Source organism: Companilactobacillus nodensis DSM 19682 = JCM 14932 = NBRC 107160 (genome assembly GCF_000615905.1).
GTDB classification, from domain to species: domain Bacteria; phylum Bacillota; class Bacilli; order Lactobacillales; family Lactobacillaceae; genus Companilactobacillus; species Companilactobacillus nodensis.
On sequence record NZ_BAMN01000026.1, the window covers coordinates 1 to 24818 of the forward strand.

General features: G+C 37.6%; 24 protein-coding genes and 1 pseudogene. 3 read left to right on the forward strand and 22 right to left on the reverse strand.

From position 1 onward, the window contains the following. Positions 1-22 precede the first annotated feature (22 nt). From JCM14932_RS12310 to JCM14932_RS12390, 16 genes are all read right to left on the reverse strand, one after another. Entirely contained in the window at positions 23-712 is a 690-nt protein-coding gene (locus tag JCM14932_RS12310) for a 2,3-diphosphoglycerate-dependent phosphoglycerate mutase (RefSeq protein ID WP_025025120.1), read from the reverse strand. Between the two features lie 105 nt (positions 713-817). Beyond that, on the reverse strand, positions 818-2329 hold the full coding sequence (locus JCM14932_RS16135) for a hypothetical protein (RefSeq protein WP_025025121.1): 1512 nt from the start codon (positions 2327-2329) through the stop codon (positions 818-820). Between the two features lie 56 nt (positions 2330-2385). Continuing rightward, on the reverse strand, positions 2386-3381 hold the full coding sequence (locus JCM14932_RS12320; RefSeq protein WP_051528138.1) for an AI-2E family transporter: 996 nt from the start codon (positions 3379-3381) through the stop codon (positions 2386-2388). Between the two features lie 67 nt (positions 3382-3448). Continuing rightward, the gene (locus tag JCM14932_RS12325) at positions 3449-4249 is read right to left on the reverse strand and encodes a YdcF family protein (RefSeq protein ID WP_025025123.1); all 801 of its coding nucleotides are present in this window, start codon (positions 4247-4249) and stop codon (positions 3449-3451) included. Between the two features lie 28 nt (positions 4250-4277). Continuing rightward, the gene (locus JCM14932_RS12330; protein WP_025025124.1) at positions 4278-5696 is read right to left on the reverse strand and encodes a hypothetical protein; all 1419 of its coding nucleotides are present in this window, start codon (positions 5694-5696) and stop codon (positions 4278-4280) included. A gap of 71 nt (positions 5697-5767) precedes the next feature. After that, a complete protein-coding gene (locus JCM14932_RS16140; protein WP_025025125.1) occupies positions 5768-6766 on the reverse strand; it encodes a peptidoglycan recognition protein family protein in 999 nt (332 codons plus the stop codon). A 104-nt stretch (positions 6767-6870) separates the two neighbouring features. Then, entirely contained in the window at positions 6871-7362 is a 492-nt protein-coding gene (locus JCM14932_RS12340; protein WP_025025126.1) for a sigma-70 family RNA polymerase sigma factor, read from the reverse strand. 173 nt (positions 7363-7535) lie between these two features. Then, on the reverse strand, positions 7536-8297 hold the full coding sequence (locus JCM14932_RS12345; RefSeq protein WP_025025127.1) for a hypothetical protein: 762 nt from the start codon (positions 8295-8297) through the stop codon (positions 7536-7538). Positions 8298-8371: 74 nt separating this feature from the next. Further along, the gene (locus tag JCM14932_RS12350) at positions 8372-10117 is read right to left on the reverse strand and encodes a glycoside hydrolase family 73 protein (RefSeq protein ID WP_025025128.1); all 1746 of its coding nucleotides are present in this window, start codon (positions 10115-10117) and stop codon (positions 8372-8374) included. Positions 10118-10254: 137 nt separating this feature from the next. Further along, a complete protein-coding gene (locus JCM14932_RS12355; RefSeq protein ID WP_025025129.1) occupies positions 10255-10494 on the reverse strand; it encodes a hypothetical protein in 240 nt (79 codons plus the stop codon). 85 nt (positions 10495-10579) lie between these two features. Further along, a complete protein-coding gene (locus tag JCM14932_RS12360; protein WP_155832131.1) occupies positions 10580-10858 on the reverse strand; it encodes a hypothetical protein in 279 nt (92 codons plus the stop codon). Between the two features lie 5 nt (positions 10859-10863). Further along, positions 10864-11256 carry a hypothetical protein gene (locus JCM14932_RS12365; RefSeq protein WP_025025131.1) on the reverse strand — a complete coding sequence of 131 codons (393 nt, stop codon included), beginning with the start codon at positions 11254-11256 and terminating at the stop codon, positions 10864-10866. 69 nt (positions 11257-11325) lie between these two features. Next, positions 11326-12285, reverse strand: coding sequence for an ABC transporter substrate-binding protein (locus tag JCM14932_RS12370; RefSeq protein WP_025025132.1), 960 nt, complete (start codon positions 12283-12285; stop codon positions 11326-11328). A 285-nt stretch (positions 12286-12570) separates the two neighbouring features. Beyond that, the gene (locus JCM14932_RS12380) at positions 12571-12954 is read right to left on the reverse strand and encodes a hypothetical protein (protein WP_025025133.1); all 384 of its coding nucleotides are present in this window, start codon (positions 12952-12954) and stop codon (positions 12571-12573) included. Further along, on the reverse strand, positions 12944-13417 hold the full coding sequence (locus JCM14932_RS12385; protein ID WP_155832132.1) for an AAA family ATPase: 474 nt from the start codon (positions 13415-13417) through the stop codon (positions 12944-12946). The genes JCM14932_RS12380 and JCM14932_RS12385 overlap by 11 nt, the downstream gene beginning before the upstream one ends. 80 nt (positions 13418-13497) lie before the next feature. After that, a complete protein-coding gene (locus JCM14932_RS12390) occupies positions 13498-14331 on the reverse strand; it encodes an AAA family ATPase (protein ID WP_155832133.1) in 834 nt (277 codons plus the stop codon). A gap of 259 nt (positions 14332-14590) precedes the next feature. On the opposite strand from JCM14932_RS12390, the gene JCM14932_RS12395 reads away from it, so the two are divergent. Further along, positions 14591-15016: an SHOCT domain-containing protein gene (locus JCM14932_RS12395; RefSeq protein WP_025025136.1), complete on the forward strand. Its 426-nt coding sequence runs from the start codon at positions 14591-14593 to the stop codon at positions 15014-15016. Between the two features lie 43 nt (positions 15017-15059). On the opposite strand, the gene JCM14932_RS12400 is transcribed toward JCM14932_RS12395, so the two are convergent. The 5 genes from JCM14932_RS12400 to JCM14932_RS12420 form a co-directional block, all read right to left on the reverse strand. Continuing rightward, positions 15060-16088: an acyltransferase gene (locus tag JCM14932_RS12400; protein WP_025025137.1), complete on the reverse strand. Its 1029-nt coding sequence runs from the start codon at positions 16086-16088 to the stop codon at positions 15060-15062. A gap of 167 nt (positions 16089-16255) precedes the next feature. Beyond that, complete coding sequence (locus JCM14932_RS12405; protein WP_025025138.1) at positions 16256-17773, reverse strand: SLAP domain-containing protein; 1518 nt, start codon at positions 17771-17773, stop codon at positions 16256-16258. A 295-nt stretch (positions 17774-18068) separates the two neighbouring features. After that, entirely contained in the window at positions 18069-19736 is a 1668-nt protein-coding gene (locus JCM14932_RS12410; protein ID WP_025025139.1) for a putative glycosyltransferase family protein, read from the reverse strand. Between the two features lie 278 nt (positions 19737-20014). Next, complete coding sequence (locus tag JCM14932_RS12415) at positions 20015-20245, reverse strand: DUF2922 domain-containing protein (RefSeq protein WP_025025140.1); 231 nt, start codon at positions 20243-20245, stop codon at positions 20015-20017. A 28-nt stretch (positions 20246-20273) separates the two neighbouring features. Then, positions 20274-20480, reverse strand: coding sequence for a hypothetical protein (locus JCM14932_RS12420; RefSeq protein ID WP_025025141.1), 207 nt, complete (start codon positions 20478-20480; stop codon positions 20274-20276). Positions 20481-21133: 653 nt separating this feature from the next. On the opposite strand from JCM14932_RS12420, the gene JCM14932_RS12425 reads away from it, so the two are divergent. Beyond that, a complete protein-coding gene (locus tag JCM14932_RS12425; protein WP_025025142.1) occupies positions 21134-22021 on the forward strand; it encodes an outer membrane protein assembly factor BamD in 888 nt (295 codons plus the stop codon). Between the two features lie 477 nt (positions 22022-22498). After that, a pseudogene (locus tag JCM14932_RS17295) lies at positions 22499-23197 on the forward strand (SLAP domain-containing protein); the annotation flags it as partial. Positions 23198-24460: 1263 nt separating this feature from the next. On the opposite strand, the gene JCM14932_RS12435 reads toward JCM14932_RS17295, so the two are convergent. Next, positions 24461-24649: a hypothetical protein gene (locus tag JCM14932_RS12435; RefSeq protein WP_025025144.1), complete on the reverse strand. Its 189-nt coding sequence runs from the start codon at positions 24647-24649 to the stop codon at positions 24461-24463. Positions 24650-24818: the final 169 nt, after the last annotated feature.

The following is a 24818-nucleotide window of genomic DNA, read 5'->3' on the forward strand; positions in this document are numbered from 1 at the left end:
GCGACACAGTCGCTAAGAGTTACTAATTAAGCTTCTTCTTACTTACAACTTGTAACTTGTCATCCAAGTCATATACAACTGGTTCACCAGTAGCCATTTCAACATCCATGATGTCAGCATCACTAATGTTTTCAATGTATTTTGTAAGGGCACGTAGTGAGTTACCATGTGCAGCGATGATTACGTTCTTGCCATCTAGAAGTTTTGGAGCAATTTCATCTTCCCAGAATGGAATTACACGTTCCAAAGTAACCTTAAGGTTTTCACCACCAGGAATAATCTTTGGATCCAAGTTAGCGTAACGACGGTCTTTAGCAGCTGAACCTTCGTCAGTAGCTTTCAATAATGGTGGCAATGTATCGTATGAACGTCTCCAGATATGAACTTGTTCATCACCATATTTTTCAGCTGTTTCAGCTTTGTTTAATCCTTGAAGTGCGCCATAGTGACGTTCGTTAAGTCTCCATGTCTTTGTTTCAGGAATCCATAATTGGTCACAGCCTTCAAGTGCGTAGTGCAATGTCTTGATAGCACGTGTCAATACTGAAGTATATGCTTGATCGAATAGGATGCCTTCTTCTTTAAGAAGCTTACCAGCGTTTTGTGCTTGCTTTACACCTTCATCACTAAGGTCAACATCAACCCAACCAGTAAATTGGTTAGATAAGTTCCATTGACTTTGTCCGTGACGAATGAAAACTAATTTTGCCATTTCAAAATCCTCTTTTCATTTCTTATACAACATTACATTTTACACGAAAACACCAATAAAAAAAAGCCAGTTTCATGTAAACTGACTTTATTTCAATTATATATTTTAAACAGTTCCAACTGGCGCAGCATCTTGATATGATTCAACATCACTTAAAGTCGAAATGTCCATCTTGATCTTCGAATTCTTGTTCAAGTATCCATTGACCTTGTCGCTTCCGGCAAAGACAGCTGTAACTTGATCTTTACCACTCAACAAGTCAGTAATGACCTTAGCATTCTGATCTTGCGTCATGATAACAGGAATGACTTCGAATCCGCTGTCACGCAATGACAATAGCTTCTTATAATATACAGAATCGATCGATACAAAGATCGTAGCTTCAACTTGGCGAAGTGCTTGGTTCTTCAACCACCAAACAATTAAGTCTTCATCAGTATCAAAGGTACTGATCAAAACATTACCTTGTGTGAATAATTGAATGTATGGATCGTCATTAGTATAACTCTTGATCAAGACCAAGGTTCCATCTTGACGATAGAAGTTTTCACGAACGACCTTATTAGGATCATGGTGATCGTAGAATTGAGTTGCGGAGATAACTCCATTGACATCAAAAATATCACGACTCAATAACTTGGAATTACTATAATGACGGATAACTTGTAATTGTTGATTAGAAGTACGTGATACTTCCATAACCAAATTATCGTTAGCATCCAAAATTTTATCAGTTCTATCACTGATATGTTGGATTCGGTATGATTCTTCAAATGGGATTTCAGCAGGTGTAGCTGCCATATTCATTGAGCGGCCTTGCAAGTCATTGTACATACTTAATAGGTATGAATTAGGGTCGACCCAACCGGCATTTTGATAGTTCATCCAAGTCTCATTAACTTGATCATCATAAGCAACGGAAATAGCATTGGCCATCAAGTTGTGATCAGCCAAAGTTGCGGTGACCTGTTGCCACATCTTACTTACACTAGTTTCAGGATTAGCATCCAATTGATCAGTAAAAATGAAGTAGTTGCGGTTTGGATCGAGATAGATTTCGTTAGCCATCTCATCAGTATCGAACCATTTTCTCAACAAAGTATTGATTTTAGTAATACGTTCTGCAGCATTATCGCGGACTTCAGTCTGATCACTGCCGACACTGCGCAATACGTGGTTACAGTAACCACGATCAGCTAATAATTCATGACGTAGTTGACTCTTCAAGTTCTCACTTTGAGCCAAAGTGTCTTGTAAATTATCCTCGGTATACTTCCAGTCTTGAGCATCATTTGCTTCAGGAACCGGTTGCTCCTCGTAGTAATTACCATTGACCTCAGGATTATTACCTTGAGGTTGTGGTTGTTGCTGTGCGGGATCAGTCCCGTAATCCTGATATTGTTGGTCCATCATTTGTTGGAAGTTTTGTTGATTGTTAAATGGATCTTGTTGTTGATCTGGTTGAGGTTGTTGATCTGGTTGAGGTTGTTGATTAGGATTTTGATTTTGGTTCTGGTTTAAATCAAAATTCGTTTGTGGTTGATTGAAAGACTCGTCTTGATAATTGTCTGCGTAATCATTATCATTGTCCTTCTTTTTTCTATCAAAAAATGACATACACCTATTCTCCCATCTACTCAGTTATCCCTATTATATATGACTGCAATACTTTTTTATCGTAATTTTCTTAATTTTATTTTCTTTTTTGGAGTATTTTTTCGAATCGAATGAACCCCCAGAATATCTAGGAAGAAAACAAAGATCGGAATACCGATAATTAATCCCCAAGTACCGATGAGTTCTTCTGATACGATCAAAATAACAAACGTGAAGAAGATCGGTAAGTGTGTCATGCTCGACATAAATTGTGGATTAAGGAAATACGTTTCAATCATATGAATAACAACTATCATAATTATAATATAAATTACATATCTAATTCCACCAACTGAGTAAGCAATAAAGCTCAGCGGTATTAATGAAATTATAACACCAGCCACGGGGATCAGCGACAGAATGAAGACCATCACTGCTAACGCGATAACACTTGGCATCCCCATTACTAACAAGGTAATCGTCGTCAAAGATGTATTAACAACGGCTATCATCAATTGTGCTTCAATGACAACCCCAAAAGTATTAACGAACTTCTGACCATAATAACGAAGGTCATCGAACAACCATCCGTACTTACTTGTCAAAAATTGACGACCGAAGCCATTCATCTGCTCTACTTGAGTCGTATAGAAAAAACTCAACAAGAAGGATAGGAAAATATTCAATCCCATCGCCCCAATACTAGACAGATAATTAACTGCTTGTGTAATGGCCGTCTTGATCTGCGCATCTAGATTTATCTGTTGTAAGTAATCGTAGACAACACTCAAATAGACATTCGACTTCATCTCATCACTCTGGTAGAACTTCTGCAATGAGGTGAACATCTTAGCCGTCTGGCTAATGATCTGCGGTACATAGTTAGCGACTGCAAAAACTATTCCAGTAATTATTAACAAATAAACTGGCACGATTACCCAAACTGGCTTAACCCGTGGAAACTTCTTCTGAACTGCACGGACAAGTTGAACTGACAAAAATGTAAATGTAAATGTCAGCAAAAACAGACTCATCATGCTGCGGAACAAATAAAACAGTCCCATCACTGCCATCAACAGGACGAATCTTCGTAGCCGTTTATTGGCTACAAAACTATCATATGAAATAACGCGACACTCCTCACTGTATAGCACTTAATAACAAAACTACGATTATAAATATCACCGATGTAACGGTGTATCTATAATACCAAACAATCGCTGTAAACTCACGAAACATCGCCGGCCAGCGAAAGATTGGCATTGTTTTTGCAGGCAAGTAACTGACTGATATTCCAAGATTTTTCAAATACTGTAATGTTCTAGGAATATGAAATTCACTCGTTATGATCGTAACTCTGGGAACGGTCTTGGCTCGCCAATTCTTATTCAACAGAATAGAAGAATATTCCAAATTCTGAATCGTATTCAGCGACTTGTTCTCCAAAATTATCTTTTCTTCAGGAATACCATGTTCAACCAAATAATCTCGCATCAGACTAGCTTCTGTTATCGGTAATTGTGAGCTGTGCCCACCACTAACAATGATCGTTGGCCGATCGTGTAGTCGATGAAAGACAGAGATCGTTGTATCTAACCGATCTTGCATCACGGGCGGTACTCGCTTGGTAATGAAACTAGTTCCTAAGACCAACAAATAGTCAGCATCTTCAAACTTGGCTTTTTTGAGGAAATAATAAACATAAAAAATATATCCCAAGAGGATCATCATTAACACCAGATCAACTGAAAACAGTACAATGACGTAATATCTGATGATCGTTGGTCCCTTGCATCTAAGAATGTGAGCTAGCAACAATATCAAAAACATCGACAAGGCACTCGTCGTTAGAACTGGATGGCGACTGAACATATAACGTGTACGAAAAATCAAGAATAGTTCGATTACTCCGGCAAGTATTGCCAATAGAACATATTCCATAATGAATCCCCCCGATTAATTAAGAGAATCAATCTAATGTAAATTTCAATTTTGGAACCTTTAGTGAAACACCGTTGACCAAAGTCCAAGTGACAGTAGTAGAATCCTTATCCGGTTGCTTAAGCAAGAATAATCGATTATTGAGCATTCCATAGATCAAGAACTTGCCTTGATTAGTAGTGATCGTCGGACCATTCTCCTTATAGGTTGCCGGTGTAACAAGGAACAAATACTGCATCAATGGCTGCTTATTGCCATCAATATCAACACCTTGATAGTCAGTTGGGACTTGATCAATACCATATTTACCGCCGAAGTCGACGGCTATATTACCTAACTTCTTGTCATGATTATCCGAAATAGCTGCGGCTAATTGCATGAAATCAGCGTTAGACTTCACCGGATTAGTCTTGTTATCCTTGTAGACTTGATAAGTCTGAGTAATTGCATCACGCAGGCTAACTTGTGACTTGTCCGACTTAGTCAGGTAATTACCGTTAGCGACCTTTTGAGCGGTTTGTTTACGAACGGTGAAGTCAGATGAGAACAAGTACATTTGTCCATCACTGATCTCAATTCTCGTCCGTGCCCGATCAATCTGATTGCCAGTTGCCTTAGAACTGACTTTCAAATTGACACTCTTCGGTAATAAGTTATTTTGATTCTGGCCATGGAAGTAATATTCGATAGTCAAAAAATTCTTCGGCACCAAATAAACTTTGCCATACATACTCTGAACTTGCCCAGATTCAATCGTCGTCGCCATAACGACCTTACTATCAGTTGTCTCAGTATCTGGTTGTGCCGCATGTTCAGTCAGGGTCATCTGATAAGTACCATTATTATCGACTGTTAAATTACCGTCAGTCCGACGATAATCTATAATAGTAGAAAAATTAAAATTACCCGCCATATTTGTATTCTTCAACGGCGTTGATCCAGCATTCACATTAATAATATGATCTGGCATCGACTTATAGGCGATCGACTGCGACTTGGACTTATTATCAGTAGTAACGTTAGACTTCTTGTCAGTCTTAGTAATGTAACCGAACTTGTAAGTCTGACCTTGATATTGGACATAGTAACCCTTCATATGCCGGCCATAGACATTCTCCTTGTACGGCTTGAGCAGCTTGAAGACAACTTTATTGCTCGCATTAATAACGATCGTCTTACCGTTACGATCCAGCTCATAAGATGGATTGGCATTGTTATTGTTCATCCGATTAATGCCGACACTATCCCCTAGCGACATAATATCCTTAACTTCAGCCTTACTATTCTTCAGGAACCTAATCGAAATAACATCCGACTCTCCCTGATCTTGGAACATGTACCAAGTCTTAGTAGTATCTACGACCTGAGCATTGTCCTTCTTACCACACCCTGATAGTACGATAAATAAAAACAATATCCCCAATATTGCAAAAAGTCTTTTTCTCATCGACGCATTCTCCTACTGATTCAGTCTCCTATTTAAGTACAATTATACAACGTGCAGTTATTAATTAGGAATTAAAGTACTAAAAAAAGGACCCGCAGTCTGCGAGTCCTAGATTTATTGAACTTATTTAACGTAGCTGTTGATACCCATTCGTTTGTAGCAACACGACGGTATGTAACGCCATCTGATTCTCTAGTCTTATCTGTGTACCAAGGAGTGTTATTCATCAAGGCACGATTTGTGACTGTCTTAACTGAACCATCATCTTGGAAGGCAACGATTGGAACATAGCTACCGTTTGGATTGTTAACATTGATAGTGTTCTCGGTATTTGTACCGTTTCCGTTGTCAGGGGATGTTGAATTACCACCACCATTGGTTACAGAACCGTTAGCCTTCAAGTTGTTATAGTAATTGCCGATCAATTCATAGAATTGGTCCATGCTGTAACCCCAGCTTGCGAAGTAACCAACTGGATCAGTATGGTTAGTATCACCATAACGTTGTGAAACATCATTATGTGATAGCACTGTTGTACCAGGTGTAAATGGCAAGTTGTATTGAATCAACTTCTTAGCAATGTAGTAAGCATCGTTAGAGATCGAACGAGCAAATTGATCAGTTGAGCTTACTTCACACAACTCAACTTGAACATACTTGGCATTAGCTGTTGGACCAGCACCCCAGACACCATAATCAGTACTGTGAATATTGATGATCTCGTTGTTATCAACAAAGGCATGAACGTATGAGTACATATTCGACCATTCACGGTTGAAGTATGTAACTTCGTTTCTAGCGGTAGCACCAGGAGTAGCTGTTTCGTGAACAACAACACCTTCAGGCTTACCGACCCCATTTTCGTAACCGAACCAATTGTTAAAAGTACCTTGTTCATATTGGATTGAAACTGGTTGAATATTATTATTTGCAATATAATCATTGATTGCTGAAGCTTGCACTGTTTGAATTCCCACATTAGGAACAACGTTTTGTGCAGTTACATATCCAGCACCAGCCAACGTAGCAGCAGTGGCTAGACTGATCATGAATTTTTTATTTGATACCATAATAGATAATTCCTTCCCACCGTTAATTTTCTTAACCCTTAAATTATAACAAGTTTTTTCATTAATTAATTGAAAGTAACACATCTGTAATCAGATAGTAACCTTCACAGCGTTACACTCGCACGTAATTTGACCAAAAGCCTATTCCGATGGTACCTGAGGTTACGTGTACTGCATCCATAACGCCGTGCTAATATTACTAAGCTCTCATTGTGAATGAAATGTTCCTGAAATATTTGGTTTTCAATTGCCGTCAAAGTCCCCAAATTCAGGTTTTCTAGCAATTTGTTAGTTTTCTGACTAATTGTCGAGAAATCAAATTCATCTAAAGAGTGAACTTCTGAATATCTCATTTCCTGTCGCAATAAATCTGTTATTCTCCAACGTAATTTTTGAAAAATATAGGCCTTAAACTTGCTTGCATCGTTATGCTCATTCATATATTGTTCATACGTCAGCGCATAGATGATGATTGCTTCCTGAAAATAATCTTCATAGTCAAATCGTGTTGGATAGACGTGAACTTGCTTCAAAACTCCATGGATCAGACGCTGATTATCGACTGCATGTGCGAAACCCTCTTCTACTAAATTCAAAAAAACGAACCTGTATTTCCTAATACTCATAAGCGCTTATGGCAATTACTAAGATAACCTAATTGAATATTTTTGGTTAGTTGCTGATTGAAGTGTAGAGGTACTGGTATATTAGGCTTTTGGTTTTGAGTGCAAAACAAAAACGGCTTGCCATCGGCAAGCCGCAATTATACCTAGTAAAGTTTCTTTAGACGATAGATTTTTTGCTCATACATTTCTGTCAATGCATCTGGTTCAATCTCTCCTCTGGTTAACTCGTTCAGTATATACTTCCTTAATCCTTCCAACCTATCACTCGTAACATCCCAGCTGAGTGGAATATCATCATGAAACAAGCAATTGCAAATTTGATACTGTCCTAACATTCCAATGTATTTGGGCGGTATCATTTTCATATTTGCTCTGGAGACAACCATGTCTATAACGGACACTTGATGACTACTCATATAGCAGACATCATGAACCCTCTGACGCAAATTACCACGAGGAAATCTCATTTGAATCACAAGACCCTTATCGGTAACAAATTCAGCAATATTAGTATACTGATCCACACTATCAATCCAATGTAGTGCTATCCAATCCGTACAATTACGACTGCCTCCAGTCATTGGCATGTAACAACTGTAGCCGAATACCATTGGAATATTCTGTTTCCAATTGAAATACTTGGTTAACGCCTTTGACAGAGAAAATCCGAATCGATTGAACTTGTGGAATTCATTCATTAATTGTTTTGTCGTCCGCTTCACAAAAAAGATGCCTAGTTTGTTGTGAATCACGATGGTATTACCGTCGATCATCCTAGGAATCTTACTGACATCTAACAAAGCAATAATGTCATTGTCGACTGTAAAATCTTCTTTACTGGATAGAAGGTTTATTACTTTATTCAATAAATAATCAGCGTTGAATATAATCTTAATTACAGCCAAATGGTTACTCCTTTGGGGTGAACGGTCATTTAGTATAGTAATTCACGGTATAAAAAAAGACGCCTGCGCGTCCCTTAATTTGCTGTAAAAATGCAATACTTGCCGTTCACCCAACCAGACGATACTCTATACCATGTCTGTCCGTCAACTATTTGTTGTGAAGTAACTTGCCATGTTGTACCGTCAGCCAAACGCGTTCCTGTGAAGCGATTGTTTGAAGCCGGACTGTTGTACACATTGACACCGTAACCCGGAATATAGTTGATCTTAACTGAACCTTCGACGGTCTTAATGTAGTTAGATCCTTTGACCTGAACATCGTTAGCGTTGACCCATTGGCCGGATGCGACACGATACCAGACAGAACCATCCGCATGAGTCGATCTTTTATCGATCTTCCAATCGGTATTATTGAGCAAGCTGACAGCTAGTGCCGTGTGCTTGTCATTGTAGACCTTGGCACTTGGAGTGGCCGTAACGTGAATAATATCTGGATACGAAACGATTTGGTCCTGCTTGTATTCTTCATCGCCCTGTTGCGACTTCAAATCTACATCATCTTCAGATAAGTAAGAATTAGTTCCTACGAAGTAGAATTTCTTACCGTTCTTATCCAAAACATACTTAGTTGTGATCCATGAAGATTGATATGGTAATACTCGATTAGTTACAGAACTAGTATCGGCCGCACTATAGACCTTGGCACCGGTACCCTTAACAACTATCGCTGTATCAGAAATAGACACAGGCGGCTGTGTTGGAGTGGTTTCTTGTGACTTAAGTTGCACATCTTCGGCCTTAACGTACTCCGTTGAAGAAACCTTATAATATGTCTGACCATCATCAGTGACGACTTTGGCTGTAACTACCCATGGTGTTTGATATCCAAGGGCACGGTTAGCAGATTTGTCTGGGTCAGCATTTAAGTAGAGCATTGCACTCTTTTGATTAGTTACTGTAGCAACATCATTGATCTTGGTTACAGTACCTTTGACTTGTTGGCTCGTATTATCACCTGAATTATTATTTGATCCGCTATCAGTAGAGGCATTGCCATCATATTGAGTCAAATTATATTGTTCGATAATGCCATTCAAAGTTTGGGCATAGATCGGACTCGTGGCGTATTTACCTTGCAGAGCAGCTGTTGCCTCACGATATGATGAGGCATTCTCTGTCCATGCTCCACTGTAGTAGCTGGTATTCCATGATACACCATTACGGAGTTTATCTCCATTATCTGCGAATGATTCATAGTAACTTGGATATTGGCGGAAGTTAGCATAGATCACATAGTAACCTTGTTCCTGACTCCATTCTCTGGTTGGATAATTGATATAGGCACCATTGTAGTCACCTTTCATCCCAAACAAATTGTGAGCTTGAGTCGCTAAGTCAGATTGACCCCAGCCACTCTCAAGGATAGATTGAGCTAACATAACCGAAGTAAACAAGTGATACTTCGAAGCAGCTTTTTGTGCCATTGGCACAGCTTCATTCAAAAAAGTCTGTTGAGTCGTGGAACTAACAACACTTGTAGATTGAGTCAAAGCGGTGGCAGCACTTCGAGACATGACGCTGGATGACTTAGAAGAATCGATGGCATCAGCCGTTGATTCATCAATTGGTGCACCAGCATTATCCATCACGCTGGCAACGGTTGAATCTTTACCAGTGGATGCTTGGTCAGTTTGATCTTGATTATCGTTATTGTCGTCGTTACTAGTTACAGCAGCACGAACATGTGCCGAATTAGAAGAAATTCCTACCGCAGCTAGAACACTAGCCAATGCAGTAGAAGCGACCCACTTTTTATTCATAATCTTACTCCCCCTTGGTTCTACGTCTACCACCAAGAGTACTATGTATTGTCATTCTCTTCAATTAAATCTTAAGAAATCTAACGTTTTTTAAACATTTAATTACAAAAAAAGCAGACTCCGAAGAGTCCGCTTAATTAATTGTCCATTTGAATGAAGTCAACGTATTCAGCTTCAATCCATTCGCCGTCTTGAGCGATACGATAGAATGACTTACCGTCATCACCAGTACCCTTGGCATCTGTGTACCAAGTAGATTCACCCTTAACGAACTTATCTTGAAGCATCTTGCGATCCATTTCATATGAATCGAATAAGAAAACAACATAACGACTATTTTGATTTACTTTTACAATACCATTCACATTTTCAAGCATTGAAAATACCACCTTTTAGATATTCTAGTCTAATTATACCCTACTTGAGCTAAAAAATAGACTGGCTTATGTAAGTCTTAAGTTGTTAATTAGACAATTCAAAATTTTGCTGAGCAATATCTTCTAGTCTATCTATAGCTTCAACATAATACTTGGTTTGTATTTTAGCATCCCCAGACTCTAATTCCAAAAGTCTATCAAACGAAATATTCAAGATTTTTGCTGATTCTCTCTGATTCAATTTTAATATTTTCTCTAGTTTGATTATTTGAACAGACAAATCAAACTGATCTGAATTTATTTTATTATGTAAATATTTGTCATTTCCAACAATGTTTTCGTCCAAAAACTTTTTCAAATTCAATTTGATCAACTCCTTTTTAACCAATCAAAAATATTCTCTTTATTTAATTTCTTTCTAACTATAACAGATTCTGCATTACTCATAACTTCTGACTTATTCAAAAACACACCCAAGGATATCGATTCCGAATAATCTTTAAAACATCTACGAGGTAACGTAAAAAAAGTAACTCTAATATGATGATGCTCATCATAAATTCTAATCTCATATTGAAATCTAAAGTTTCTAAGTTTCTTGATTATTTTAAATGAATGAGTCTGTCCCAGTCGATCTTTTACATAAACAGTAACACTATCCTTTTGTTTCAATTCCAACAACTGTTCATCGACATCAAAACTCAAAGTGGATATTTCTATTATTGCTCTATAAAAAATATCCTTATAAAAGGAATCATTCATTATTCGGACCTTATTCTTATCAAACAATTAAAAAAAGCATCCAAGCCAACCGACTTGAATGCTCCCTAATTATTTAACACCTTTAAGTTTAACTTGATACTTCTTAACACTAACCTTACCCTTGTACAACTTCTGACTCTTAGCATACTTAAATGCCTTGTTGAAGTCAGACTTCTTAACTCTGTGAACCTTCTTCATAGATACATCTTCCTTACCCATGTATCCACGAGCCTTGTCAGATGCACCGAAGTCAGCCAATGTGTTGTAAGTCCACATGAAGCCGTTCTTATTAAATGTCTTGATACCTTGGTTAACTGTGTCGATCAAGATCAATGTTGAACTAGCATTCTTAGATAAGTAATCCTTCGAGAAGATCAAAACGTTGCCGTTATCCTTCTTCAAGTTTTGCTTGTTAAGAATCTTAGCACCATTAGCCTTAGCATTACTGATCCATGGATCAGCGGCGACGATTGCGTCAACTGAACCATCTTTGAGATCACTAACACGAGTAGCTTCAGGGTCAACGTTCTTTACCTTAACATCCTTAAGCTTCATCTTGTTCTTCTTAAGGAGTTGCTTCAAGTAATACTTGCTGCTGTCATTCTTGTTAACAGCAATCGTCTTACCCTTAAGCTTCTTCACACTCTTGTACTTCTTGTTAGCAGCTAGGCCATAGTAACCAGGCATTGTGCTACCAATCTTCCAGTTAGCCTTTTTGGCGATAGATGCGTAATTGACCAAGTCAGTTACCGCAACGTTAACTTCACCAGAAGTAATAGCATTGTTCAATTCCTCAGTTGAATCATATGACTTCAATTCAACGTTAATGTTGTTAGTTTGGAACAAATTGGCTTGCTTAGCAATTGTCAATGGCAATGCTGAGACATCCTTAGTCGTTCCGATAACGATCTTAGTTTCACCAGCAGCTTCAGCGGCTTGGGCAGTCTTAACATTCATCAATGATAATGAACTTAGGACCAAAACTAATGTTGCCAAAATCAATCCAATTTTCTTCATAATACGTGACATACAGATTATTCTCCTCTCGTACTCACTAGTATTTATGATACCAGTTTGCGGGAATGTTGACACTGTTGTTGAACAAAAATAATCGCAAATCTAGAATAAAACACGATGATCTAATAGGTATTGGAATAATACATCCAAATTGGTCTTATCAGATTTCCTTAATTTGGCTATCAAATCTTCCAAAGTATCAACATCAACATTCATATCCCCAAAGACCTTAATATACCTGGTTTTCTCCCTATTAGTTTTAGCAACAAAAGAAAAATCTATATCCCTTAACACATCCTACAAGTTTTCTAAGCAATATATGGGTTGAACGTATTCTTTCAGATCACTATCTCCTAAACCACTAATATTACCATTAATATAATTGTTCCTAACAGAACCGTCCTTGCAATCATCTACATCCATAACTGTAAAAATTTTAAAATCAATCAATTTCTTTTTATTACATTCAATAGTTGCGTATTCTTTCAACAATGCTTTACGGCTTCTAAAAATACTATTATCAAATATTGCCGGTAACCCATCAATTTGAATGCTAGATTTACCCTTATTTCTTGCAAAAATTTGAATGTTTAGTCTTAACTTAGATTTGATTGAATTAATCATCGCATATTCAGATTGACCATGAACAATCACAACGGCACAAGTTCCATTATTTATCATTGTTCACCCCAATACCTTCAAGAATGTCATAAAAATCAACATCATCTGAATAAGGAATACCTGCAAAGTAACCATCGAGATATAATTTTTGAATATTATTGTTGGCTGCAATTTTCCCTTTAGAGGCTTTAGATATATTAACAATACGCTTGTTTCCCTCTGAATCCACTTGAATTACATACAAAGATGACACATCTAATTGCTTCATCACCTGTGTATCGTGAGTTGTAAATATTAATTGACCAGTTATATCTTCTTTTATGTTATCAATTATTCTATCAATCAGTAAGTCATGAATTCCTTGATCAATTTCATCAATAATAACTGTATTGCCATTAACCGCATTTAAAAATAGTGGAAATAAGTCTAACAATCGTTTAGTACCATTTGACTCTAACGCAAATGGTATCTCAACAATTTTGTTGCTAATTCTTTTTTTCTCATATAATTCATATCTAATCATATTATCGTCAACACGAATAGACTTATAAGACAATTCTACAATATCGCTGTATAACGGAACAAAATACTTGTCCAAAGCTGCTATTGTTCTAATAATACGTTCTTCTGATCCATCATAATCGATAGTTCACGATACAAATCGGGAAGTAGCTTTGGAAACTGGCTCATACCACTTGCACCATCAGTTTTAAATGATATTTGTCGGAAATCACTGATCACAGTCAAAAAACTAGCTAAAACATTGTCTTCGATATATTTATTATTATTTTCATTTTGAAATTCATTGAAAATAGATAAGAAACTATGTTTCCCCCATAATCTATAAATTGAATCATCAATAGACGCGAATAATTCTTTGTTTTTTAGCAATTGTGGACTTAGTTTATACGAAATGTTCCCATCCTTGTCACCGGTTATTATATAAATCATTCCACTAGACTTTTTAATAACATAATTCAATTCTTCAGTTGCCAGATAGGCTTTCCCATTAGACTTTTCAAAAACTAACTTGTAATACCCTGCATGACCATCTATTTTAAAATTAAATTTCAATTCTGTTGGACCATGTTCACCGAACAAATATGTATTCTGAAAAATGCGTAACAAGCTAGTATATTGACTATTTTGAATACTTCTAATAGCATCTAGTTTCATTTTTTTTGCATCATCACTCATGTTATTATCATTCTCATCATCAGATAATATGTTGGATTCCATCTTATTGAATATTTTTTGAGATTTCAAAGTATTGATTGAAAGGCTCAAATTCATAAATGCTGAAACCACATTCGATTTACCGGAGCCATTCTCACCATAAATTGCGACTATACTCTTTGCATCATTCTTTTGTTTCATGTCCAACTTTATGTTCTTCAAAGACATATAATTCTTAAGTTCGATTTCAGTAAACATCATTATCCTCCAAAATCATACATTTTGTATCACTTATGCTTAATATATAGTAACATACCAAGATGATTACGTGTCAATATATTAAGATGGGACTTAGATAACTTACAATACGGATTTTATATCAATTTTTCTTAATAAAGGTTTTCATTAATTAATTACTCATTCAAATATAATTCAACATTTAATCCAACAGTAATAACTAGTTACGAGAATTAGTAATATAATTATGAAGAATAACAACAACCAGAGGGGAAGCATCATCATGGAATTTCAACAATTAGATCCAGCCAAATCATATTACAGACGTTGGTCGACTGCCGACTACGTTATTATCGGACTCGCCGCGGTCGGGTTCGTCTCAGTCTTCGGTATTCCCGTGTCCGTATTACTATTCGTTATCTATCGTATGAGTGAATCCAAGATCTATGTGTCAGACATCGACAATCGCAGTGTTAAGTTCTGGGTTAGAAAAATCGATTGGAAAGCTTACTGTGAAACTCACGGCAAGAACATGTTCAATTCATACAGACCACAACGTGTCACCACTTCACAACAAGAAGCGGCCGCAGCTACTAATACCCAAAACAATAATCTTGATCAATTAGCTAAACTCAAAGAACTACTCGATCAAGGCGTGCTTACACAAGAAGAATTCGATGCGAAGAAGAAACAATTATTAGATTTGTAAAGTAAAAAGGATTTCTCGAAATTAATAGAGAAATCCTTTATTTTTACATCATATACTTATTAACCAATGGAATCTTACTCATAACCCAGACTCCAACAATACAAATAACTATCGCAACTGGGAATACAGCCACATAATTCATTGGATTGATAACACTCTGAACCAGAGCAACCACGATACCATGCACCAGATAAATCCCATATGTTAGTGGCGCAATGAACTCGATAACAGCTTGGAGCTTCTCAGGATACCTGCCCTCATACTTCTTACAGATGAGGAACAATGAACCTGCCAAGATTGGAATCAAGACCGAAGCCGGGAAACTTGCAAGAGGCTTCTGTTGTAGTGCGTATCTATGAACAATATACAAGTCGATGATCGATACCAACATACCAATACTGAAGATACTTAGATGCAACTTCACGTTGATATTCTCCTTCTTGATGTTGGATAACTTGTAACCTAATAAGAAGTAACCACCCATATTAGATAAGAACATCAAGCCATTACCATAGGCAACGAAGAACGTACCAGCTTCTGGTGGCAATGACGTGACAAAACCAGGTAAGAAAATATTCGTGATATACCACAGAATCAAGATGTAGTTGATAACCGTCTTGTTGGCAGCATCAACGAAGAACTTGATAGCTGGTGACAATAAGTAGAATCCAATCAACGGATACAAGAACCAAAAGGCCGTGATAACTGGTTGATTGTACATCATCGCAATCTTTTTGATAATGACATCCAACTTGAAACCATCACCAACGATCTGGAAGAAGAATGCTGAAATAACCGCCCAAATCAGAAATGGCACCATGATCCTAACTAGTCGATGCTTGAACAAGTACTTCAAATCTCTAGTCTTAGAACTATTGAGAATAGTTACCCCACTGATCATATAGAACAATGGCACCGCTATTTGAGAAATCGTCTCCATGATATTAGCAGGAATCCATAACCTAGACCCCATTCCTGAAACTATCATATTAGTTAACGTGTGAACCAAGACCACCGCCAACATAGCAGTGACCCTGATCACATCTATATAAATAACCCTATTACGCTTCATACTATTTAAATCCCCTATATATATTGTGACTTAATTATACAGGAGTTTTATTGGATAAAATGTGGCATAGGTGCAACTTATAAAAATCTTTATTAGGTTGATTCAAAAAAGGCAAAAAAAAGAAGCTCACAATGTGAGCTTCTAATTTAACACCAAACTAATAAGAATTAGTTAAAGTGAACACCTGTACCTTGTTGTAACCATTCGTTTGTAGCTACACGGTAGTATGTGTTACCTTCTGCATCTTTAGCAGTGTTGATAACTTTCCAGTCAGTACCTGGCATTAATGAACGTTGTGTAAGAAGCTTGCCATCTTTACCATATAGGAAGTATACGTAGTTACCACCATCAAGTGAAACTTGACCTGTAACTTTTTGGATGTCTGTTAAGCCATCACCAGCAGGTGTTTCACCAGCTTTAGTAAATGTAACATCGTTAGCATTTACCCATTCACCAGTAGCAACACGGTATTGTTTGTTACCGTCTTGGTCTGTACGAACCTTGTCAGTCTTCCAAGCAGTATTAGCTTGTAGGGCACGGTTTGTGATTGTGTTGTTGTCGTTGTTCTTCAATGTGTAATATGAAGCATCATTCTTTGTTGTAACTTGTCCATCAACATTTTCTGTTGTCCATGTAGCTTCTGAGTCAGAAACGTTGATTGCACGTACAAATGAGATTGTAGTAGCATCTGTGCTTGTTGCAAAGTCATAACCAGCGGCTGCAGCTTTTCCATTTACGTAAACTGTGTATGATGAAGGATCATCATTATAGTTATTGATAAAGTTAGCTAAATCTGTATCAGTACCAGCTTTGTATGTAAGTACTTGATAGTATGTTCCAGCTGTCTTGAACTCACCGTCTTTAATATCGTCTCCTAATGTAACTGGTGCATCTACAGTACCAGCTTTAGCAGCATCAATAGCTGTTGCATATGTACGGAAGAAACCTTTACCTACAGAAGTACCAGTTGTTGAAACTGCATCACCGTTTTGGTCAGCTAGTGAAACATTAGTACCTGAAGATAATTGTGTAAGAGAAGTCTTTGACTTCTTAGCAACGTTAAGTGGTGTTGTGAACTTAGCATTGATTGATTTCAATTCAGTTCCTTCATCAGACTTGTTCAAATTGAAGTTAGCTACTGCTTTATAGCTATTACCAACACCATTAATGTCAGTATCCTTCATATACAATGTGAACTTAACTGGGAATTGTGAATCGTCATTAGTTGCAATAGCAGCATCCAATGCAGCAGCATCACGGTTTGGATCACCGTTATATGTCTTTCCACCAGCTTCGGCTACAAGATATGCCTTAACGTTTTTCTTATCCAAAACATCTGTCAAGTATGTAGTAACATCATCGTCATTCAATGGACTGTTGATAACAGCTTTGTTATCTGCATTGAATGCTGTTGTTGCTTCGGCGTTCTTTTCACCAAGAGTTAATTTAGTATATGTACCTGCTGTTTTAACAGCGTCCATATCGCTAAATTGTTTAGTAAATTTGTTCTTAGCAGTAGTATAAATGCTTTCTGGTGTATCTGGCTTTACTACTTCATCATCTGAACTTCCATCACCTGTTACGGCTTGAACTGTTGTTGCGTTTGTTAAAACAGGAGCAGCGATAGGTGCAACAGTTAGAAGTGTTGCAGCAGCGATTCCTGCGTATTTAATAGATTTTTTCAATGTTAATCCTCCCCTGGACTACAAGAATTTATTTTTTAATTTGTTCAGTGGGCTATCCCACTGACAATCATTATATGAAACTCCGGCGTTTGAATCAACCTTTAATTGAAAAAGGTGGGTTTTTGTAACATTCCTGTATTATAACTAACAGTTTTGTAATATTTCTGTATTGAGAAATACCAAAATCACAGGATGGTTACTAACCTTACCTTTTTTAATAATTGTTTCCTCAAATGAGCCTACTCTTATAATAGTCGATTCAGGTCAATCCCTCAAGGAATATCCATGAATTATTTTATTTTTTTCTTAATATATCTTTATAACTCGGTCCCAGCAAGAATATCCAGGCCAATATCGTGATTATAGTGATGCTCAGATACAGTGGTTTGTTCTCATAGTTAGTTATTACTGTCACATTCTTATAGTTATGATCAGCTTTCCACTTCAAACTTCCCCGCTTACTTCGACTAGTAGCAATCTTCTTGCCATCTATCCTGGCGGAAGTACCACTGTAATATGTGACTGGTAAGTCAACGACCGTTCCACGTTTGATACTAGTTAGCTGATAACCATTACCTTGTGGCGTGATTTGTGGTTGAACGTATAACTTCTTATTGTTAATCATTAATGAATGCTGAACTATCTCACCGAATGACGCTTGGGCGCTCTTAGGAATATATTGTTCAAGATATGAATCAGGTACTGTCCCACTGTCGATCATCTTATTGGTAATGATCAAGTCATTTCTAGATAACAATGTCTGATCGATCGACTTGTGGAATGAAATCGACCACAGACTACAATTGATTACGATGAACATCCCTGCAACTGTATACCAGATTCTCTTATTGTAATTCTGACCGAGTAGCTCAATAACTTTTGCCGCAATCATACTTGTGAACAGCGTCGTGAACATCAGAATGCGGAATGGGAACTGGATAACGTGGATCGGTGTATGTTGTAACCAGCTCCATGGGAAGATACTTGATGTTACAAAGAAGCTGACAATTGATATCCAGTAGATGATGCGGTACTTCTTATCGAATTGCTTATAGAATAATATCCCGATCACTAAGGTAATTAATAAGATAGTTCCGATGTTATAGATATTGCCTTCGATGGCACGATTACTTGTATTCTTGAAGCTATCTGTAATTAGGCCTATTAAGCTTGTCCCCTTAAGGATAACTGGTGATGGAACATCAAACTTCTGAAATGTTTCTTCTATAATAAACGGAACTGTGAAGATACTAGTTGCGAAGATAGTCGTAACGACTGATTTGGTTAGATCTATCGCTCTCTGGCGTATCTTATCGATGCGTTTGAAGTTGCAGATGATCAATAATACGAATAGCACTATCAACATGAAAGTAGTCAAGACGTGTGAGAAGATAACGAATGATATTCCCACCGCTAGTGTCTTCCACTTGCTTGAGTCACGGAAGACCACTTCATAGAATCCTAACAGGCATAGTGGTAGGAAGATGGTCGCAAGGTATTCAGCAATTGACGACCTGGCGATTAGTTCGACCAGCCGATAGGTACTGAAGTTATAGACTATTGCGAAGATAACCGCTTGTTTGGTTGAACCTGAGAATGACTTCATTGCGTAGTGACTGATACAGAATGACGCGAAGAAGAACGCTGCGATACCGATATAATATATCGTGATTGGATTGGTGATGAAGAATGATATTAAGGCGAATGTTATCAGCGTTATCCACGGATAGAAGATATTGATTCCGTATCCTATCAACCCGAAGTTGTTAATAGAGATGGTCGGTATCGTGTGAGCATCCCTGATCGAATAGATGATGTTCTGCATTCGCTGGAATTGATAGTAGATGTCATCCCCGTTCCAGATGAAGTTCCTTCTGATGGTTAAGAACATGAATATTGTTAGTGCGACGTAAAGAAGACCGATTAGGATGGTGTTTCTTTGGCCGCTTGTTGGTTTTTTCAAGATTTATCCCCTGCATGTGTTTGATGTTTTAATTCTATATTACTTGTGGGGTAATTTGTATAGTAAACGAGAAAAAGCCCGCAACTGGTGGGTTGCGGGCAGGGGTAATGCTATTTTGATTTGGTTCTTTTGGTTTTCTGGTGATTTGGTTTTCCGAAACGAGTTGCGAAAGCCAGATTCCTGCGCCTGCTACAGATAGCAAATGCACCAACTTCGTTGGCACCTTCACTATCTTAGGCAGTGCTCAGAATCTCCCGGCTTTCTCCACTCTCTACTTCTTAAACAGCCATATCTTCTTGAAACAAGCTTGTTTCAGTGCGCTCCACATACTTGGCACCAACCACTTTTGTATATAACTGAACAGTGTCTTTTTCAAATAATTGACTAGCCACGATCTTGTCCATGGCCTTTCTGACTGTGGGTGTATCGAGTTCAGCACTCACATAATTCAATACTAGATTTCGTTTTTGTCCCTTGGCTGTTTTGAATGTTAGTTGTAGTTTCTTCATATATTAAGTCCTCTTTTCTTATTTTGAATTAGTCTGATACAACGTCGGTGTGCTTTACTACTTCTGCTTTGATGAATGAGTCGCCATCAGATAGCATTGTTAGTGCTTCGGAGAATAGATTGATTTGATCCTTTGATGGTTCTTGAATCACGTTACCGAATGGCTTTGTTTTCTTGCCACCTACATATTTGTCGTTCGCCATTGTTACATTAATAGAAGTTCTTTTCCAGCTCATTTGAATTACCTCGTTTTTTAGTTTGGTAAGGAAACTTATCGGCCGTTTAAGTTGCTTACATAGATAATAACGAGTGAGGGTGGCAAAAGCGGAAATACTTTTTTGATTTTTTTCAATTAATTGTGATTTGAGGTGGTTGCTGTTAAAATATGACTGTAATAAAAAAGACGGCAAGCACCTACAATGTGCTATACCGCCTGAGCCCCACAAAGTGGTGGCAAAGGTAATCATCTAAAAAGACAGACCACGGCCTCTGACAGTCTTAGTGGTCTATTTTTTTAACGTCTTTTTGAGTTTATTATACGTCTCCACAAGGTGTATGAACGCGACCATCAATCCATCGGATTGTGTAACGATCACCCTTAGTACACCAAGTAGGACACCCAACGCTAGCAAATAATACAACTGCTACTCCTTTCATTAGAGTTTAAACTATGATTTCCATAGCATATACCTCACTTTACTTGAAAGTAGCCACCACTTCGACAAGCTGTACTCCTATTATGTAGGAACTTGGTATTGATAGAAAGGCATAGGCAAACATACAATTATTTAAATACCATTCCAAATTTTATATTCATAGAATCCGCACCATGTTTTTGAAAAATTTGCTAACATGGTATAATTCAGTCAGCATCTTTAGGAGGAATTATATGAAAAAAGCACTAGCATTACTCGCAACAACCTTTGTTGGTATCTTGCTTGTTGGTTGCAGCAACGGTTCATCGTCTGCATCCTCATCAAGCTCTAACAATAATAATGATTACAAAACTGAGATGTCTAAAGGTAACAAGGCCGTTAATAAAAAAGATTATGAAACGGCTGCCGACCACTTCGAATCCGCTAATGAAGCTAAGAATACTAAGAAATCTAAGGCATCTGAGATTCAAGCTGACAAGTTATCTGACGCTATCGAGGATATGAATGACCGTGAATTTTCTGACGCCAAGAAGGCTTTGACTACAGCTAAGAACCAAACTGATGGTAATGATAAGATGACTAGTCACGCTAAGAAGTTACTATCACAAGTTAAGACTATTATCAGAAGACGCAGTGATTACAATACTAATATCAAGACTGCTAAGGAATTGATCAAGTCAAATAACAATGACCAAGCTCGTACATTGCTTGAACAAGTAACTAAGGCTGATGGTATCAAGGGTAAGTATTACTCAGATATCTATAAGAAGGCTAAGAAGTTATTAGATACTCTTCCAGCAAGTTCTGTTACAGCTGAGAATAATACTACTGATAACAACAGTTCGAATGATTCAGCAGATGCTTCAAACGATTCTAATTCCAATGGTTCATCAGATGACAGCAATAATCCTGCTGCCAAGGGTGACTTCGATATTGAATCTAAGGAACTTAATGGTAAGACAATTACCGATTCTGACATTGCTAAGGCTAGACAAGATCTAACTGACCAAGGTGTTAAGAATGTTGCCGCATGGAGTGACAATGATATCGTTCGTGCTATTAAGAACGCTGCCGCTGATGGTCGTTCAACGATCAAACCTTCAGACGCACAAGTTAAATAGTTACATTATAAAAGTTAAGGAGCAAGCCGGTTGGCTTGCTCCTTTTTTGTGTTTAATTAAATGGTAATGGTATATCTCTACCTAATTCTATATTTGCAGCAAACCATTCTAGTTTAGCTTTTTTTATTTCACTTACTATTTCAGAATAATCATCCACATATACTTTTAAACCTGGTAATTCTGGAATACTTGCTTCGATATATTTTTCATTATCTTCTACAATTCTCTGGTTACTACTGGATATTCAAGTTTCATATAATCATCTACATCCATTTTGCAAGCCCCTATTCTTTTCTAGAACCAATGTAATATATCTAATAAACATTTTCTAAAGATAACCCTCACAACCTTAAAGAATCATATAAGAAATTCTGAATTAATTGTTAATGATTTCGCATGAGAATAAGCTAGAAGCAAACATGCTTTTAGGAGGGATAATTTATCATGAAGAAGAACTCGCTACTTCTTGGTACGGCAATGGCGGTCTTGCTGGCACCGGGAATATTAAACAATGTATCGGCGCAAAATGTCGATGCGGCATCCAGTTTGATCGGTATCGTCAGACGTGGCGGCGGTACTCTCTATGATGCTAATGGTCACGCCATTGGCAAAACTCTCGATAATTTCAGTTCTTGGCAGCTCGGTAAGTCTAACACTGTCAACGGAGTTACTTATTATAAGGTAGCAACTAATCAATGGTTGCGTGCTGACTCGCTTGAGATCCAAGGTGCAACTGGCAGCAGTACCAGCACTTCGACATCTTCCACTAAAACTCCAGGTTACGTTGGTCGTATTCTCAAGGGTGGTACTGTTTCAGTTGATGATAATGGCAAGTCTACTGGTCAGGCCTTCACCAACTATACTGCTTGGAAGTTGAGTGCTAAAAAAACTATCAATGGTTCTACCTATTATAAGGTAGCAACTAATCAGTGGATCAGTGCCAGTGCGATGACCGTTCGTGATGCTGGTGGTGTCTTGGTCAATGAGTCGATCAATTCAACTACTATTACTAAAACTCCCGGCTATGTGGGGACTATCAATAAAGGTGGTACGTTATCGTACGATGACAATGGTAATCTGACTAACAGTGCCTTCGGCAACTACACTTCTTGGAAGTTGGATGCTATGAAGGTCGTTAACGGTTTGACTTATTATCGTGTTGCCACTAACCAATGGATCGACGCCAGTTCAATGACCGTTAACGATAGTACTGGCAAAGTCATCAACATCACTGACACGACTGATCCTAGTGTTGACCCTAACGCCAATCCATCCAGTGGTATTACCAAGACACCTGGTTATATCGGTGAAGTCCTCAGCAACGGTTCAGGTACTAGCTCATATGATGACAACGGTAATCCCACCGGCAAGTTCTACGATCCATCCTCTAGGTGGCAACTGACTGGAACCAAAACAATTAGTGGAACCCAATACTATCGCATCGCCACTCATGAATGGTTGCTTGCCAGTTCAATCAATATTTTTGATGCTAACGGAACTCAAGTTACTAATTCGAATAACTTTTCAAATAACAAAGTCTGTAAAGTAATTAACTACGCTGAGATTTTTAACGATCAAGGTGTTTCAACCCAATATGTCTTACCAAAAGATACTGAATGGATCATCAATGATTCCAAAACCGTAAATGGCATCTTGTATTATAAAGTTGCGAATAACGAATGGATCAAATCCGACACAGTCACTATTAAAACGGTCGACAATACACCATCATTAACGGTCAAACATGTTTTGAAGACATTAGCTAATGCCCAAATTTATGACACATCGACTAATTCATTCACCACTGACACTCACCCTGCTGGAACAACTTATAATATTCTGAGTGTAATCTTCAATAAGAATAAGGATTACTTCTTCCAAATCAGTCCTAACGCATGGATCTCCAGCAAGTACGCCAACATTCAAGACGATTCTATCTACAAAAATGCTGACTACGAGCCAGAATTCACATTAAGTGCAACTAATAATTCTACTAATACAACAACAGTTACGAACGAAGTTGCGACGGTAATCAACGGTGGAACATACTTCTATAACGACTCTACTGATGGTTACGAAACCTCCCTAGTTCCTGCCGGGACTAGTTGGAAAATCTTCAGAATAGTTAAGAATTCTAACAATGAATTATTCTTCAAAGTTGGTGGCCACGAATGGTTAGACGGCTCACATTCTACTTTGAACTTCAATTTGAGAGATGTTACCGTAGAAACAGATAATGACTTCGGTCTCACAAAATAATTTATTTTTGATAATTCACAGTTTCTTCACACACATGATATATACTATACGTATAAACAAACTACTAATATTACGCGTCAAGGCTTTCTCCCTGATATAGTAAGGTGACTCTTTCATGTTGAGTCGCCTTTTTTGGTGCAATCAAAAACCACCAAGAGATTGATCTTGGTGGTTATTTGGCTAGGCATCTTTTCTAGAAATTCCTTTTTCATCAGATAAATTAGGCAATTCAAAGGTTGGATCAACGTAACTGTATGATCCATCTGACAATATTGCCGTTACATGTCGACCATTTTCATCATAAACAGCTGGCTGAAGGTCAATCCCAGCTTCTTCAGCAAGTTTAATTAATTTTTCTTTATCTTTCATAAGATATCTCCTTCAGAATTCAAACAAAGTGAATTTTAATTTTATCCAAATTTATAATACTTAAATCAACTACTACAATCTGACGTTCTTGCACTCGCAACCCCAAATCTACAATAGATTGATAGCCATCAATTAACGGGGTTGGAAATGTGAATATACTATATTTTAT